We start from the raw sequence: 16,669 nt of genomic DNA, 5'->3' as shown, positions 1-16,669 counted from the left end.
CTTGATTATCAGTTGTAGAAAATATTTTACACTTTTGTAGAAATTATTTGAATTGTTTAGGAATTACACATACAGGTATTGGATTTATTTTATGTTGATTAATGGTGTTTAAGCGTAAGTAAATATTAAAAACCTCTTTTTCTCTGCCTTCAAAATCATTACTCGTTTTTCCGTTCTCTAATTGTTCCATAGCCCATTCTAATTCGTCATAATTGGCTCCTAATTGATCTTCATCACTTCTGTCATCACCAAATAACCCATCAGTAGGTTTTGCATTTAAGATAGATGCCGGTATTTCTAGATAAGTTGCTAGAGCGCGAACATCACTTTTTAGTAAGTCTGCTATAGGACTGATGTCTACACCTCCATCTCCATACTTTGTAAAAAAACCTACCCCAAAATCTTCTACTTTATTTCCTGTTCCTGCGACTAATAAACTGTTTAAACCTGCTAAGTAATACAAAGACACCATTCGTAAACGTGAGCGGGTATTTGCTAAAGCCAAATAAAGCTTGTCTTCGATTTCCGATGTAGGAACCTCTTTTTGAAATGTCTCAAAAATAGGAGTCAAGTTTATTCGTGTATCGGATACGTTTGAAAATCTTGATTTTAATAAATGAATATGCTCGTATGCTCTACTTACATGGCTTTCAGTTTGATGTATAGGCATTTCTACACATAAGGTGGTAAGTCCTGTTTGAGCACATAATGTAGAAGTTAGAGCAGAATCTATTCCGCCTGATATACCTACAACAAAGCCTTTTACTCCTGCTTTTTCAGCATATTCTTTTAACCAATTTACGATATATGTGTTTACTTTTTCTACATTTAGAGTGCTTATTTTTTGCATAGTGAGGATAGTATTAAAAACGAATGTATATTTGCAAAAATAATAAAATTACGTCATAAACCGTTTTGAGGTGATCTTAATACAATTATAGTAAAATGAAGAAACATATAGCATTAACTTTTATAATCCTTTCCCTTTTTTCTTGTAAAAAAAACGAAAAAGTAAAAGATCAAGCAGAAGAAATGAATGTAAATGTTGTGGTAGATCGTTATGATAAAGCCTTTTTTGAATCAAAACCCTCTGATTTACCCAATTTAAAACAAAAATATCCTTTTTTCTTTCCTCCTCAAGTTGATGAACAATTTTTAGCCGAAAAGATGGTAAACCCACAATGGAGAGCACTATATAAGGAAGTGGAAAAGAGATACGATAATTTTGATCTTGAAAAGAAAAATATAGAAACTCTTTTTAAATATATAAAATATTATTTTCCAAAAACCAGAATACCTAAAGTATATACAGTTATTCAAGACATGGATCCTGATTATAAAGTTATTTATGCTCCCGATAAGAATATGTTAATTATTTCTTTAGAATTATATTTAGGTAAATCACATCGTTTTTATGAATACCCTGAATTCTTAAAAAGAAGATTTGAACCCTTACAAATGATGCCTGATATAGTAGACGCATTTGCTCTATATAAAGTTAAACCACCTACTGATCGTGATTTTTTGTCACAAATGATTTATGAAGGAAAGAAACTTTATTTAAAAGATGTTTTGTTACCTACAACCTTAGATGAAGATAAAATTGCATATACTACAGAAGAGTTAAAATGGTGTGAGGAAAATGATGAAAATATTTGGCGATTTATGATAGAACAAAAAATGTTATATGATACAAACCCTATGTTAGTTCAGAAATTAATAACGCCAGGACCCTTTTCTAAATTTGGACTAGAAAGTGATAATCAAACCCCTGCCCGTATAGGAGCGTGGATTGGTTGGCAGATTGTTCGTACTTATATGGATCAGAATGACACTCCTCTGCAAAAGATGCTTGTTTTAGATGCAAAAGAACTTTTTAAAAAGTCGAAATATAAACCTGTAAAGAGTTAGTCGTTAACTCATTATTTAATGAAATGTTTAATAAGAATTTAGTTAATTAAATTCTAAAATTCTAAAATTTAAAATGCCAATAACAAAAACATCCGATATTAAGTTTGAAATTTCGTTAGATGAAAATCATATTCCTGAAAAATTGCATTGGACAGCAAAAGATGGAGGAGTGGAAAAGCAAGAAGCAAAAGCATTCATGCTGAATATTTGGGACAGCAATGTAAAAGAAACAATGCGTATTGATTTGTGGACAAAAGATATGCCTGTAGATGAAATGAAGATATTCTTTCATCAGACATTGGTAGCTATGGCAGATACTTTTGAACGTGCAACCGCTGATGAAAAAATGAGTGCAACGATGCGCGATTTTTGTGATTATTTTGCTGAAAAATTAGAATTAAATAAATAGGAAAATTATGAAAATCTTGAAAAGAAAGTTATCCTTATTTTACATCTGTTTGTTTTTAGTTTCTTGTAGTAAAGAAAATAATATAGGTGTAGCACCTGATAGTAGTAATGGAAATTGTGAGTCGTCAATACCTTTTTTGAAAACGGGAAAAGAACTTGTATTTGATTTTTTTCAATTTGGAATAAATTCAGGAACAATGAAAATGACTTTTGGTAATTGTAATGGAGAAGGGTTTTTGGTTACAAGAGGATTTTATGACACATTTGGTAAATTACATAGGTCTAGTGTAGATTTAATGAAACAAGAAGGTGATTTTCTTTTGATTGATTCTAATAATGATAAAGATTATTTTTCGAAAAACTATAAAAAAAATGCTAAGTTAAATGAAGAATGGAAATATACTAGATCGGATAAAGCGGTTGTAACACATAAAGTTATAGATCTAGATTCTGTGATTACGGTGCCAGCAGGAACATTTCATTGTAAAGTATTTAAGTTTTCCACAACAACAGCTATTAATGATTCTTATGTTTTTTGGAACGATGATATTGGTAATGTTTATGAAGATACAGGATTCTTTAAGATGGAGCTTAAGTCATTTAAATAAAAAAACGATCTGAAAGATAAAAATACTGTTGTGTCGGTAAAAGGGAGAAATCACATATCTATATTATGTGATTTCTCCTATTTTAGAAGAGATAGGCTAGATGTTGAGTTTCGATTTTTTGGATCTCTTTTCTATTAGATAAAATTATCATTGTTTTTAAAGATTTCCTGATTTACGTTGTCTATAAACTCTAGAACATCGTCCCGACCTATTGTATCTAATGATGATGTTATAAAATGTTGTGGCATTTCTTCCCAATTGTTAGCTAATAATGCCTTGCGATAAGCAGCAACATTTTGTTCGGTTTTACCTTTGCTTATTTTATCAGCTTTTGTAAAAATAATACAAAAAGGGATTCCAATTTCGCCAAGATATGTAATAAATTCTAAATCTATTTTCTGAGCCTCATGACGTATATCTATTAATACAAAAGCGCAAACTAATTGCTCTCGTTTTTCAAAATAATCTGTAATGAATTTTTGAAAGACTTCTTTTGTTTTTTTAGAAACTTTTGCATAACCATATCCAGGTAAGTCAACTAAAAACCAATTGTTGTTAATTTTAAAATGATTAATTAGTTGGGTTTTGCCTGGTTTTGAAGATGTTTTTGCTAGATTTTTATGATTGGTTAACATGTTTATTAAAGAAGATTTTCCTACGTTAGATCTTCCTATAAAAGCATATTCAGGTAAACGTTCCTGTGGACATTTACTAACAATCGAGTTACTTATGATAAATTCAGCGGTATTAATTTTCATATATACAAAATAAATCCCCTTATACGAAGGGGAAAGTTATTATTTATGCTCTGCTTTTGTTTCTAGCCATTCTTCTAGAATTTTGTTAAATTCTTTAGGATGTTCCATCATTGCAGCATGTCCACATTGGTCTATCCAGTATAAAGTAGAATTAGGAAGTAGTCTGTGAAATTCTTCTGCTACTTCTGGAGGTGTTACTTTATCTTGTTTACCCCATATAATTCCTGTAGGAACGTGCATTTTAGGTAAATCTTTAGCCATGTTATGACGTATGGCACTTTTGGCAATTGTAAGTGTTTTTAAAAGTTTAATGCGATCGTTTACTGTTGCATATACCTCATCAACAATTTCTTTTGTAGCAACAGCAGGATCGTAAAAAACATCCTCTGATTTTTTTTTAATGTATTCATAATCGCCTCGCTTGGGATAGCTTTCTCCCATAGCACTTTCATATAAACCAGAACTTCCTGTAATGACTAGACCAGAAACTTTTTCAGGAAAAAGTTTTGTGAAATATAAGGCAATATGCCCTCCTAAAGAATTGCCAACAAGGACAACTCGGTCAAAACCTTTGTAATTTATAAAGTTCTTAAGATATACTGCAAATGCTTTTACATTTGTTTTTAATATATTTTGGGTATATAGAGGCAATTCAGGTATTACCACTTTATAACCTTTGTTAGGAAAGTATTCGGCAACTCCACCAAAATTACTAAGACCTCCCATTAATCCATGTAAGATTACAATTGGAGTCCCTTCCCCTGCTTCAAAATATTTATACTTGCCGTCTTCTATTAAGTGCTCCACTTTATTAACTTGTTTTTTATACGACAAATATAGTGGTTAAAAATGAAAAAATAATTTTTATTAATCTTTTGTAGAGGAACTAACTTGGTGGATTAATAGTGTATAGAGGAAAAAATAAAAAAATGTACCATTTAAACTTTGAAAGTTCCTCATAAATACTATTTTTTCAGCCTTGAGGCTGTCTAAAAAGTTCGCAATATTTTCATTTCGACCAGAGGGAGAAATTACATAATGTTGATTATGAGATTCCTCCTTATCGGAGTGATAAACTGCATGTTGATTTAGACACTATCCTACAAAAGCAATAAAAATTAGTGTTGGTTCTCGATATGCTTTGGGTTCGAACTAACGATGATTTTAATTATATACTCAATCGTTTGTTCGAGTTGTTTTAAAGTGAAAAAAACAGATCGAGAATTTTACTTTTTAATCCAGTGTATTTTAAGTTTAAATGGTATCAGAATGATTTTTATAATGAAGCAAATAATGATTTAATCGAAAAGGAGAAGTCATATAATGTTGATAATATGGCTTCTCCTATGCTTGAAATGATAAACTAGATGTTGAATTTTATTTTTTAGATATCTATTCTTTTATTTTAAGATTTAATAATTGTTTGTTTTCTGTCAGGACCTACAGATATAATCATAATAGGCACTTCTAGTTCTTCTTCGATAAACTGAATATAGTTTTTTAATTCTATAGGGAGCTCCTCGAAAGTGCTCATATTTGTTAGGTCTGCCTTCCAACCTTTAAACTCAGTGTAAATAGGAGTAAGGTTTTCTTCTTCAATAGAAAAGGGTAGATGTTTTATTGTTTCTCCTTTGTAGTTGTAAGCGTTACAAACTTTTAGTGTTTCAAAACCAGAAAGGACATCTCCTTTCATCATCATTAACTGGGTTACTCCATTAATTTGAATAGCGTATTTTAAAGCTACTAAATCTAACCATCCACAACGTCTAGCGCGTCCTGTGACAGATCCAAACTCATTTCCTACTTTTGCCATTGTTTCTCCATCTGTACCGAAATCTTCTGTAGGGAATGGACCAGAGCCTACGCGAGTAGTGTAGGCTTTAAAAATCCCAAAAACATCTTTTATTTTATTGGGAGCAATTCCTAGACCTGTACAGGCTCCTGCAGCGGTGGTGTTAGAAGACGTAACGAAAGGGTAAGTTCCAAAGTCAACATCTAATAAAGAACCTTGAGCTCCTTCACAAAGAATAGATTTGCCTTCTTTTTGAGCTTTAGCTAAAAAATCTTCACTGTCAATAAAAGTTAGTTTTTTTAACTCTTCTATAGCTTCAAAAAACTCTTTTTCCATTTCAGGAAGATTGTATTGAATGTTTACATCGTAGAATTTAATCATCTCCTCGTGCTTATTAGCTAGAGAACGATACTTTTCAATGAAATCAGACATTTCAATATCTCCAACTCTTAAGCCATTACGACCTGTTTTGTCCATATAAGTAGGACCAATACCTTTTAGAGTGGAACCTATTTTGGCTTTACCTTTAGCTGTTTCAGAAGCTGCGTCTAGCAAACGATGGGTTGGTAAAATAAGATGAGCTTTTCTTGAAATTAATAATTTTGACTTGATATTCATATTGAATTTTTCAAGTCCTTCAATTTCTTTTTGAAAAACAACTGGGTCGATAACAACACCATTTCCTATGATATTTATCGAGTTTTTGTGAAAAATACCAGATGGGATTGTACGTAAAACGTGTTTTATTCCATCAAATTCAAGTGTGTGTCCAGCATTAGGGCCTCCTTGAAAACGAGCTATAATGTCATATTTAGAGGTTAATACATCGACAATTTTTCCTTTGCCTTCATCTCCCCATTGTAATCCTAGTAGTAAGTCTACAGTCATTGTGTTGTTGTTTGTAATTTTAAGAATTATTCTTTTTAGTAGCGTAGAAATATAATGAATGATTTTGGATTTCAATTCCAAATAAATCCTCCATAGTTTGTTTGATCGTTTGTATTCTTGGGTCGCAAAACTCAATTACTTCCCCAGTATCAGTCATAATAATATGGTCATGTTGTTTGTCAAAATAAGATTTCTCATAGTGTGCTTGATTCTGACCAAACTGATGTTTACGAACTAAACCACAATCTAATAATAATTCAATAGTATTGTAGAGTGTGGCACGAGACACTCGGTAATTTTTATTTTTCATTTTGATGTAAAGATTTTCTATATCAAAATGTTCTGAATTATCATATATTTCCTGAAGGATTGCATATCGTTCTGGTGTCTTTCGATGTCCATTTTTTTCTAAATAACTAGTAAAAACATTTTTTACCGTTTCTTGATGGCTATTGTTGTCAGATGTAACTTGTGTCATAACGTCACAAAGATAAAATTTTTATTCATATTGTAGATAATAATGGTTTTTTACTTTTATAAGTATTGGTCTATAATAAAAATACACAGACGGTTTTGTCTACTCTTAAAATAAAAATGCTGTTTATGTAAAAACGAATAGAAGGCTTACTTCCAGTTTTTTTGACTCTCTTTTGCTATGGTGATACTTATCCGTTTTTTTGAAAAATTTTTATTCATTCAAAATGTCTTAAGCTCTACCATGTCAAATGGCAATATACTAAAAAAACAAATAGATGAATGTTAATTAAGAAGGTTGTTTTTTGAGATGCTTGAGATTTTGCGATGAAAAATAAAAGTATAAATAATATAAAAGGTGTAAAAAAATCGCGTATATGAAGTTTTGCCAAATTGGAGATGAAAAATAGAGCACCTTTCAGATTCAAAGTTCTTTTTGTCTGTGATAAAAGTCTAATGGCAAATCTGAGATTATAAAAATTATAGCTTTCGAGTTTTGTCATGTATTTCTTATAAAATTAAAATTTATAAACAAAGTGGTATTTTGTGGTAAAATGTGGTAAAAATATTTCTATCTTTGTCTTTGTACAGTACAAAGCGTAACTCCTTGAATACCATTGTTGGAACATATGAATGTAAAGCGGATGCTAAGGGCAGGTTGATGTTACCAGTTGCCTTAAAGAGCCAATTGGCTACTTCTTTACAGGAAGGGTTTGTATTAAAACGTTCTGTTTTTCAACCATGTTTAGAGTTGTATCCAATGAGTGAATGGAATGTTATGATGCAAAAAATCAACAAATTAAATCGTTTTGTAAAGAAGAATAATGATTTTATTCGTCGATTTACTGCGGGAGTAAAAGTGGTAGAGATTGATGCTACGGGACGTCTATTAATACCCAAAGATTTGGCTGTTTTTGCAAATATTACCAATAATATAGTATTGTCTTCGGCGGTAACTATATTAGAAATTTGGGATAAAGAATTATATGAAAAAGCTATTGATGATTCAGTAATGGATTTTGCTGATTTAGCTGAAGAAGTAATGGGAGATTTAAATTTTGATGACAATGGAATATCATAATCCGGTTTTATTAAAAGAAACAGTGGATGGTTTGAATATCAAACCGGATGGCATATATGTAGATGTAACTTTTGGAGGCGGAGGTCATTCAAGAGAAATAATAGCTCGATTAGGACCTAATGGAAAGTTATTTGCTTTTGATCAAGATGAAGATGCTTGGGCAAATGTAATAGAAGACAAACGATTTGTATTAATAAAAGAAAATTTTAGGTACATCAAAAACTTTTTGCGTTTTCATAACGTTCGAAAAGTTGATGGGATTTTGGCAGATTTAGGGGTTTCCTCTCATCAATTTGATGTGCCAGAACGAGGCTTTTCTACTCGTTTTGATGGGGCGCTTGATATGAGAATGAGTCAAAAAAATGAATTGAGTGCTTACACTGTAGTTAATGAGTATGATGATATAAATCTACGTCGTATTTTTTTAGAATATGGAGAACTGAAAAATGCAGCAGCTTTAGCTAGGACAATAATAGAAGCTAGAGAAACAGAACATATTGTTAATACAGAAGATTTAAAACAAGTTTTAAAAAAACATTTACCAGGTCATAAAGCCAATAAAATTTTAGCTCAAATTTATCAAGCTATACGTATTGAAGTAAATCAAGAGATGGAAGTCTTAAAAGAATTTCTAGAACAATCATTAGAAATCTTGAATATAGGAGGGAGGTTAAGCGTTATTTCGTACCATTCTTTAGAAGACCGTTTGGTAAAACGATTTATAAAAAATGGAATGTTTGAGGGAGAACCAGAACGAGATATATTTGGCAGGTTTGAAGTACCCATGAAAGCTATTGATAAACTTATTGTGCCAACAGATGAAGAAATAAAACTAAATAATAGAGCTCGAAGTGCAAAGCTTCGTATAGCTGAAAAAAAATAACAATAAATATTGTCTTTAGGATCTCTAAATAAAAAATGAAAAACAAAATCTTTAATATACTAAAAGCACGCTATCTTCTTAACGAAGATGCCGCAAAGAATTGGATTTTTATCCTTTTCTTATTAGTACTAGCTATCGTAATGATAGCAAATACACATAGTTATGAGAAAAAAGTTTTTCGTATAGCCGAATTAAACAATGAAGTAAAAGAATTACGATCAGAATTTGTAGACCGAAGATCAGAACTAATGAAAATAAAAATGGAGTCAAACGTAGCAGCTCAGATGGCAATATTAGACATTGTACCCTCTTCCGTTCCTCCTAAAAAAATTAAAGTAGCAAAAGAAAAGACAGCTTGGGAAAAGCTATGGCAATAATAAATAGAAACATATTAAATCGTATTTATGGAGTGGCATTACTTATACTTGTAATGTCATCTGCTGTTGCTGTAAAATTAAGTAATATTCAATGGGTTGAAGGAACTTATTATAGACAATTAGCCAAAGAACGTACAATTAAAAATTTTGTAATCCCTGCCAATAGAGGAAATGTTTATTCATCAGATGGAAGTCTTTTAGCAACTTCCATTCCTGAATATACAATCCGTTTCGACGCATTAGCACCTTCGCAAGAAAATTTTGATAAACATATAAAATCGCTTGCAGATTCATTAGCACCTATGCTAAAAAAAACAAGCAGTTTTTTACTAAACGATTTTAGAAAAGCAAGAGCAAATAAAAATCGTTATATGTTAGTTGCACGCAAGTTAAGTTATACAGAGCATGCTAGAATTAAAAAATTTCCTTTACTAAACCTAGGTGCTTATAAAGGAGGAATCATTATAGAACAGCAAACAGTAAGAGAACATCCAATAGGAAAAATAGCAGAAAGAACAATAGGTTATGAACGTTTTAATGATGAAGGAAGTTTGACCCGAGTAGGAATCGAAGGTGCTTTTGGAAAGTATTTGAAAGGAAAAAATGGACAAGTCTTAAAGCAAAAAATAGCAAAAGGACAATGGAAACCTATTCGAGATAATAATGAAGTAGAACCGATAGATGGCTATGATATAGTATCTACGATTGACGTTTATATACAAGATATTGCACATCACGCATTGCTTAAACAGTTAGAACTATATGAAGCAGAACACGGTTGCGCAGTAGTCATGGAAACCAAAACAGGCGATATTAAGGCCATTTCTAACTTGGGGAGAGCTAAGGATGGATCCTATTATGAAACTATTAATTACGCCGTTGCAGAATCACATGAACCAGGTTCCACCTTTAAATTAGTAGATGTTTTAGCACTATTAGAAGATAAAAAAATTGATACTAATAAAATTTACAATACACATGGAGGAGTAGTTGTATATAGAGGACGAAAAGTAAAAGACTCTCATGAGGGAGGATATGGTAAAATCTCATTTGCTAGAGGATTTGAACTTTCTTCTAATACAGTATTAGTTCAAGCAGTGTATGAAAATTATAAAGAAAACCCTCAAGAGTTTGTAGACCATATCAACTATTTAGGACTAAACGCACCTTTAGGACTACCTTTTAAAGGAGAAGGAAAACCTAGAATACCTCAACCAAGAAAAGGAAATTGGAGTCGTATCTCGCTCCCATGGATGGCCTTTGGTTATGGTGTTTCAGTTACGCCATTACAGACACTTACATTATACAATGCAATAGCTAATAATGGTGTAATGGTTAAACCTAAGTTTGTTCAAGAGGTAAAAGAATGGAATAAAGTCATAAAAAAATTTGATACAGAAGTAATTAACTCTAGAATTTGTTCTAATGCTACGCTCTTGAAAATAAAAGCCATGTTGAAAAATGTTGTTAAAAGAGGAACCGCATCTAAATTATATTCAAAAGATTTTTCTATGGCAGGAAAAACAGGAACCGCACAAATAGATTATCATAAAGGAGACACACAAATGTATTATGCCTCTTCCTTTGCAGGCTATTTTCCAGCAGAAGATCCGCAATATTCCTGTATAGTGGTCATTCATAAACCCAATACCTCCAGTAATAATTATTACGGTGCTGATGTAGCAGGTCCTGTTTTTAAAAGAATTGCACAAAAAGTTTTTACAGATGTTCCTTCTACAGATGAAATAAAATCATTAAAAAGAAGAGTTAACAAACAAGAAAAAAGTTATTTGACCTATAATGAAAAACTAAATAAAAAACCATTATATGTGCCAAATACAAAAGGAATGCCAGGAATGGATGCAGTAGCCTTGTTAGAAAATTTAGGTATGAAAGTACAAGTAAACGGATTTGGTAAAGTAAAAAAACAGTCTGTTCAAGCAGGAGAAATTATAAGAAAAAATACAACTATAGTTTTAGAACTATCATAAACAAAATAATACAAGTATTTTATCTTTCAATTAAAAGGAATAAAAAAGAATGAATTTAAAAGATTTATTATACAAAGTACCCATAGAAGAGGTTCAGGGATCTACTACAAAAACCGTGAATCAAATTCATTTCGATTCTCGTAAAATCGAAACAAATGATATTTTTGTAGCAATCCGAGGAACTCTGTCCGATGGGCATCAGTATATTGAAAAAGCAATAAGTTTAGGCGCTACAACTATAATTTGTGAACAACTTCCTAAGACTTGCTTAAAAAATATTACCTATATAAAAGTACAAGATACAAATACAGCTTTAGCACAATTAGCTAATAATTTTTATGAAAAACCATCTAATAAATTAATATTAGTTGGAGTCACAGGTACAAATGGTAAGACCACAATTGCATCTCTACTATATCAAATGTTTAAAAGAGCAGGCTATAAAGTTGGATTATTATCAACCGTGAAAATAATGGTAAACACAACAGAATACAAAGCCACTCATACAACACCCGATTCTTTAACTATCAATTATTTTTTAAATCAAATGGTTCAAGAAGGTTGTGAATATTGCTTTATGGAAGTAAGTTCTCATGGAGTACATCAAAAACGCACCGAAGGTTTATTTTTTGCAGGAGGAGTGTTTACCAACTTATCACACGATCATTTAGATTATCACCCAACATTTGCAGAATACCGTGATGTAAAAAAGATGTTTTTTGATCATTTACCCAAAACTGCTTTTGCATTAACCAATATTGATGATAAAAATGGTTCTGTCATGTTGCAGAACACACAAGCAAGAAAAAAAACCTATGCTCTAAAAACCTATGCTGATTACAAAGCCGTTATATTAGAAAATCAACTGTCTGGACTTCAGTTAAAAATTAATGAACAAGATGTTTGGACACGATTAATAGGTACTTTTAATGCTTACAATCTATTAGCTATTTACGCTGTAGCAGTTGAATTAGGAATAGATAAAATAGAAGCCCTTCGTTTGTTGTCAGAGTTAGAAAGTGTGTCGGGTAGATTTCAGTTTATAGTTTCCAAAGAAAAAATTACGACCATAGTAGATTATGCACACACCCCCGATGCCCTAGAAAATGTATTAAACACTATTAATGATATCCGTACTAAAAACGAACAATTAATCACGATTGTAGGATGTGGAGGAGATAGAGACAGAACAAAGCGACCTGTTATGGCGCGAATTGCAACAGAAATGAGTTCAAAAGTAATTTTGACTTCGGATAATCCCCGCACAGAAAATCCTCAAGCTATTATTGAAGAAATGGAAGCAGGAATTACGGCAGAAAATTTTAAAAAATACGTGTCCATTATAGATCGTAAGCAAGCTATAAAAACAGCTTGTCAAATAGCTGAAAACGGAGATATAATTTTGATCGCTGGCAAAGGACATGAAACCTATCAAGAAGTCAATGGAATACGTCACGATTTTGATGATATGAAAATAGTACAAGAATTATTAAAACAATTAAACAAATAATAATTGATTTAGAAGATAGATTTATGGTTTCAAACTAAAAAATCTAAAATAAAAATCCAAAATCTTATAAAGTATGTTATACTACCTATTTGAATATTTAGATAAAGTTCAGGACGTTCCTGGAACAGGCGTTTTTCAATACATCACCTTCCGATCTGCATTGGCCATCATTATGTCATTATTATTGTCTACTATTTACGGAAAAAAAGTAATAAGCTATCTAAGACGTTTGCAAATAGGTGAGACAGTTCGTGAATTAGGCTTAGAAGGACAAACTCAAAAAGCAGGAACGCCAACTATGGGAGGAATTATCATTATATTTTCTACTCTAATACCAGTTTTATTATTTGCAAGATTAGATAATATTTATGTAATATTATTAATAATATCTATGTTATGGATGGGATTAATAGGCTTTTTAGATGATTATATAAAGGTATTCAAAAAAGACAAAGAAGGACTAAAAGGAATCTTTAAAGTGATAGGTCAAGTAGGATTAGGGTTATTTGTTGGATCAGTTTTATATTTTCATCCACAAGTAACTGTACGTAAAGAGATGGCCCATACAAAAATTGAAATAGATGCTTCTCAAAATACAATTAAACCCATGATGATTGAAGAAAAATCAACAGCCACTACAATACCTTTTTTCAAAAATAATGAGTTTGATTATGCCGAAGTATTATCTTTCATGGGAGAAGGATATGAAAATTATGCTTGGTTAATTTTTATACCAGTAGTTATTTTTATTATTACAGCGGTTTCAAATGGAGCCAATCTTACTGATGGTATTGATGGGCTGGCGGCAGGAACCTCCGCTATATCAGTAATAGGGTTGGGAGTATTTACATTTGTTTCAGGAAATATTATTTTTTCTAAATATTTAAACATAATGTTCATTCCACACTCAGGAGAGATGACCGTTTTTATAGCAGCTTTCATAGGATCATTAGTCGGTTTTTTATGGTATAATAGTTTTCCCGCTGCTGTTTTTATGGGAGATACAGGAAGTTTAACCATAGGAGGTGTGATTGCCGTATTGGCAATTGCCGTTCGTAAAGAAATGCTAATTCCAGTTATTTGTGGAATATTTTTAGCCGAAAATCTCTCAGTAGTATTACAAGTAGCCTATTTTAAATATACAAAAAAGAAATACGGAGAAGGACGTCGTATTTTCTTAATGTCACCATTACACCATCACTATCAAAAGAAAGGATACCACGAAAGTAAAATAGTTACTCGTTTCTGGATTGTAGGAATTTTATTAACTATTGTTTCGGTTGTAACTCTAAAATTAAGATAATCTATGAAGTTAGTTGTTTTAGGAGGAGGAGAAAGCGGTGTAGGTACCGCTATCCTTGGAAAGAAAAAAGGATATGAAGTATTCGTGTCTGATTTTGGGAAAATAAAAGATACATATAAAGAGATATTATTGCTACACAAAATTAAATTTGAAGACGAAAAACACACGGAAGAATTTATCTTGAATGCAGATATGGTAATGAAAAGCCCAGGTATTCCAGATAAAGCACCTATTGTAAAAAAAATAATAGAAAAAAAAATACCAATACTCTCCGAAATTGAATTTACCAACAAGTTTACAGATGCGGTAACGGTAGGGATAACAGGTAGTAATGGAAAGACTACGACCACTATGCTAACCTACCACCTTTTAAAGCAAGGAGGATTAAATGTAGGACTTGCAGGAAATATAGGAAAGAGTTTTGCATGGCAAGTAGCAGATGATAAGTTTGATACTTATGTTTTAGAATTAAGTAGCTTTCAACTAGATGGAGTTGAAAAATATAAACCACATATTGCTATTATAACCAATATTAGTCCAGATCATTTAGATCGGTATGAATATAAATACGAAAATTATATTGCTTCAAAGTTTAGAATAACAATGAATCAAACAACAGAAGATTTTTTGATTTACGATGCAGATGATCAAGATATAAATAATTGGTTGAGTCAAAATACAACCAAAGCGAAATTAATACCCTTCTCCATTTCTAAAAAATTAGATTTTGGAGTTTATTTAGAAAAAGATACAATAAAATTCAATATAACAAACGAAGTATTTGATATGCCAACCAACGAAATATCTTTAGAAGGAAAACATAATGTAAAAAACGCTATGGCAGCAGCAACAGTTGCACAATTGTTAAAAATAAGAAAAGCAACCATTAGAGAAAGTTTGTCAGACTTTCAAGCGGTTGAACATCGTCTTGAAAAAGTATTAAAAATAAACAATGTTCAATATATAAATGATTCTAAAGCAACGAATGTAAATGCTGCATTTTTTGCCCTAGACAGTATGTCTACACCAACTGTATGGATTGTAGGAGGAGTTGATAAAGGGAATGATTATACAGAACTTTTACCGTTGGTAAACGAAAAAGTAAAAGCAATTATTTGTTTAGGAATAGATAATAAAAAGATAATGGAATCGTTTGGAGGTATTGTAGATGAAATGATAGAAGCTAGCTCAATGGCAGAAGCAGTAAAACAAGCTTATCGCCTAGCCGAAAAAGGAGATACCGTTTTATTGTCACCTGCTTGCGCAAGTTTTGATTTATTTCAAAATTACGAAGACAGAGGACGACAGTTTAAACTAGCAGTTCAAAATTTATAAAATCTAGGATTTAAAGTATAAAACCTAAATTCTTAAACTTTAATACAAAATATGAAAAAATTACTACATAATCTAAAAGGAGATAAAGTCATCTGGGCATTTGTTGCGCTACTGGCGTTATTTTCCTTTATGCCCGTATACAGCGCAAGTAGTAATTTAGCTTATCTAGGTAGAGGAACAGGGAATACATTAGGGTATTTACTCAAACATTTTATGCACTTAGGACTGGGTTTTGCCATCATGTATGGTTCGCATAAAGTACCGTATCATTATTTTAGAAACCTATCAATGGTTTTGCTGCCTTTTGTATGGTTAATGTTACTTTATACCTTATTTAAAGGAACTGTAATAGACGGTGCTAATGCCAGTAGATGGATACAATTGCCAGGAGGTATATCATTTCAACCATCCGCTTTAGCAGCTATGGTCTTATATATGTATGTAGCACGCTATTTGTCTAAGACAGATACAGAAGAAATGACTTTTCAAAAATCATTTGTGTCTTTATGGATACCCGTTTTTGTTACCGTAGGACTAATATTTCCAGCCAATTTCTCTACGGCAGCACTTATTTTTTCAATGGTTTTAATGATCACTTTTGTAGGACAATATCCTATAAAAAATAGTGGTATAATTATTGGAATGGGAATAGGAGCAGCACTGTTTTTTATTTTGTTGGTTAAAGCTTTTCCAGATGCCTTCCCTAATCGTGTAGATACCTGGATGAGTCGTATTGAAAATTTTATATCAGACAAATCAGATCCAGATGAAGATTACCAAATTGAAAAAGCAAAAACGGCTATAGCAACAGGTGGGATTTACGGATTAGGACCAGGTAAAAGCGTACAACGAAATTTCCTTCCGCAATCCTCTTCCGATTTTATTTTTGCGATTATTATTGAAGAGTTTGGATTAATAGGAGGTTTTGCGATTATTTTTCTATACCTCATGTTATTTGTACGTTTTGTAATAGCATCCTATAAAGCACCCACATTATTTGGTAAACTTATAGTAGCAGGTTTAGGATTTCCAATCATCTTCCAAGCTTTTATTAATATGGGAGTAGCAGTAGAATTATTGCCCACTACAGGACAAACTTTACCATTGATAAGTAGCGGAGGTACTTCTATTTGGATGACCTGCGCAGCCATTGGTATCATCCTTAATGTAACAAAAAAAGAAGAGGAAATCGTAAAAGAAAAAGAAGAAAAAGAAGAAAGAGAAGCTGCTTTACAGCGTATTATAGACAGAGAAATTGAAGAACAAAATAAAATAGATACGGAACTAGAACAAGATTATTCAATAGAAGATAAAGATAATCCTATGAATGCTGTTTTAAATAAATAAATG

The 16,669-nt window shown here is 31.7% G+C and carries 16 protein-coding genes; 11 read left to right on the top strand and 5 right to left on the bottom strand.

What is annotated here, in order from left to right; translation table 11 throughout:
• Positions 1 to 43 precede the first annotated feature (43 nt).
• Positions 44 to 850: an NAD(+) synthase gene (gene nadE / locus AWN65_RS11510; RefSeq protein ID WP_060383291.1), complete on the bottom strand. Its 807-nt coding sequence runs from the start codon at positions 848 to 850 to the stop codon at positions 44 to 46.
• Between the two features lie 95 nt (positions 851 to 945).
• On the opposite strand from nadE, the gene gldB reads away from it, so the two are divergent.
• The 3 genes from gldB to AWN65_RS11495 all read left to right on the top strand — a co-directional run bounded on the left by gldB (position 946) and on the right by AWN65_RS11495 (position 2,927).
• The gene (gldB, locus tag AWN65_RS11505) at positions 946 to 1,911 is read left to right on the top strand and encodes a gliding motility lipoprotein GldB (protein ID WP_060383290.1); all 966 of its coding nucleotides are present in this window, start codon (positions 946 to 948) and stop codon (positions 1,909 to 1,911) included.
• Between the two features lie 73 nt (positions 1,912 to 1,984).
• A complete protein-coding gene (gldC, locus tag AWN65_RS11500) occupies positions 1,985 to 2,320 on the top strand; it encodes a gliding motility protein GldC (RefSeq protein WP_060383289.1) in 336 nt (111 codons plus the stop codon).
• 7 nt (positions 2,321 to 2,327) lie between these two features.
• The gene (locus AWN65_RS11495; RefSeq protein WP_060383288.1) at positions 2,328 to 2,927 is read left to right on the top strand and encodes a hypothetical protein; all 600 of its coding nucleotides are present in this window, start codon (positions 2,328 to 2,330) and stop codon (positions 2,925 to 2,927) included.
• Positions 2,928 to 3,061: 134 nt separating this feature from the next.
• Here the strand turns inward: AWN65_RS11495 and yihA are convergent, their stop codons facing one another.
• The 4 genes from yihA to AWN65_RS11475 all read right to left on the bottom strand — a co-directional run bounded on the left by yihA (position 3,062) and on the right by AWN65_RS11475 (position 6,843).
• A complete protein-coding gene (gene yihA / locus AWN65_RS11490) occupies positions 3,062 to 3,685 on the bottom strand; it encodes a ribosome biogenesis GTP-binding protein YihA/YsxC (RefSeq protein WP_060383287.1) in 624 nt (207 codons plus the stop codon).
• Between the two features lie 39 nt (positions 3,686 to 3,724).
• A complete protein-coding gene (locus AWN65_RS11485) occupies positions 3,725 to 4,492 on the bottom strand; it encodes an alpha/beta fold hydrolase (protein WP_060383893.1) in 768 nt (255 codons plus the stop codon).
• 598 nt (positions 4,493 to 5,090) lie between these two features.
• Positions 5,091 to 6,365 carry an adenylosuccinate synthase gene (locus AWN65_RS11480; protein WP_060383892.1) on the bottom strand — a complete coding sequence of 425 codons (1,275 nt, stop codon included), beginning with the start codon at positions 6,363 to 6,365 and terminating at the stop codon, positions 5,091 to 5,093.
• 19 nt (positions 6,366 to 6,384) lie between these two features.
• The gene (locus AWN65_RS11475; protein WP_060383286.1) at positions 6,385 to 6,843 is read right to left on the bottom strand and encodes a Fur family transcriptional regulator; all 459 of its coding nucleotides are present in this window, start codon (positions 6,841 to 6,843) and stop codon (positions 6,385 to 6,387) included.
• A gap of 603 nt (positions 6,844 to 7,446) precedes the next feature.
• Between AWN65_RS11475 and mraZ the strand changes: the two genes are divergently transcribed.
• From mraZ to AWN65_RS11435, 8 genes are all read left to right on the top strand, one after another.
• Positions 7,447 to 7,920, top strand: a complete 474-nt coding sequence (mraZ, locus tag AWN65_RS11470) for a division/cell wall cluster transcriptional repressor MraZ (protein WP_060383285.1) — start codon at positions 7,447 to 7,449, stop codon at positions 7,918 to 7,920.
• Positions 7,907 to 8,803 (top strand): 16S rRNA (cytosine(1402)-N(4))-methyltransferase RsmH, encoded by an 897-nt coding sequence (gene rsmH / locus AWN65_RS11465; protein ID WP_081078437.1) that lies wholly within the window; start codon positions 7,907 to 7,909, stop codon positions 8,801 to 8,803. Before mraZ ends, rsmH begins: the two co-directional genes overlap by 14 nt.
• 35 nt (positions 8,804 to 8,838) lie before the next feature.
• Positions 8,839 to 9,180: an FtsL-like putative cell division protein gene (locus AWN65_RS11460; protein ID WP_060383283.1), complete on the top strand. Its 342-nt coding sequence runs from the start codon at positions 8,839 to 8,841 to the stop codon at positions 9,178 to 9,180.
• Positions 9,171 to 11,171 (top strand): penicillin-binding protein, encoded by a 2,001-nt coding sequence (locus tag AWN65_RS11455; protein WP_060383282.1) that lies wholly within the window; start codon positions 9,171 to 9,173, stop codon positions 11,169 to 11,171. The genes AWN65_RS11460 and AWN65_RS11455 overlap by 10 nt, the downstream gene beginning before the upstream one ends.
• Positions 11,172 to 11,220: 49 nt before the next feature.
• Positions 11,221 to 12,681, top strand: a complete 1,461-nt coding sequence (locus AWN65_RS11450) for a UDP-N-acetylmuramoyl-L-alanyl-D-glutamate--2,6-diaminopimelate ligase (RefSeq protein ID WP_060383281.1) — start codon at positions 11,221 to 11,223, stop codon at positions 12,679 to 12,681.
• Between the two features lie 73 nt (positions 12,682 to 12,754).
• Positions 12,755 to 13,984, top strand: a complete 1,230-nt coding sequence (mraY, locus tag AWN65_RS11445) for a phospho-N-acetylmuramoyl-pentapeptide-transferase (protein WP_060383280.1) — start codon at positions 12,755 to 12,757, stop codon at positions 13,982 to 13,984.
• Positions 13,985 to 13,987: 3 nt separating this feature from the next.
• Positions 13,988 to 15,319: a UDP-N-acetylmuramoyl-L-alanine--D-glutamate ligase gene (gene murD / locus AWN65_RS11440; protein ID WP_060383279.1), complete on the top strand. Its 1,332-nt coding sequence runs from the start codon at positions 13,988 to 13,990 to the stop codon at positions 15,317 to 15,319.
• A gap of 51 nt (positions 15,320 to 15,370) precedes the next feature.
• Positions 15,371 to 16,666: an FtsW/RodA/SpoVE family cell cycle protein gene (locus AWN65_RS11435; protein WP_060383278.1), complete on the top strand. Its 1,296-nt coding sequence runs from the start codon at positions 15,371 to 15,373 to the stop codon at positions 16,664 to 16,666.
• Positions 16,667 to 16,669: the final 3 nt, after the last annotated feature.

Origin of the sequence: Flavobacterium covae (assembly GCF_001534645.1) — a bacterium.
Lineage (GTDB): Bacteria > Bacteroidota > Bacteroidia > Flavobacteriales > Flavobacteriaceae > Flavobacterium > Flavobacterium covae.
The sequence above is the reverse complement of the archived record's forward strand: the minus strand, read 5'-3'. Positions and strand labels throughout refer to the sequence as shown.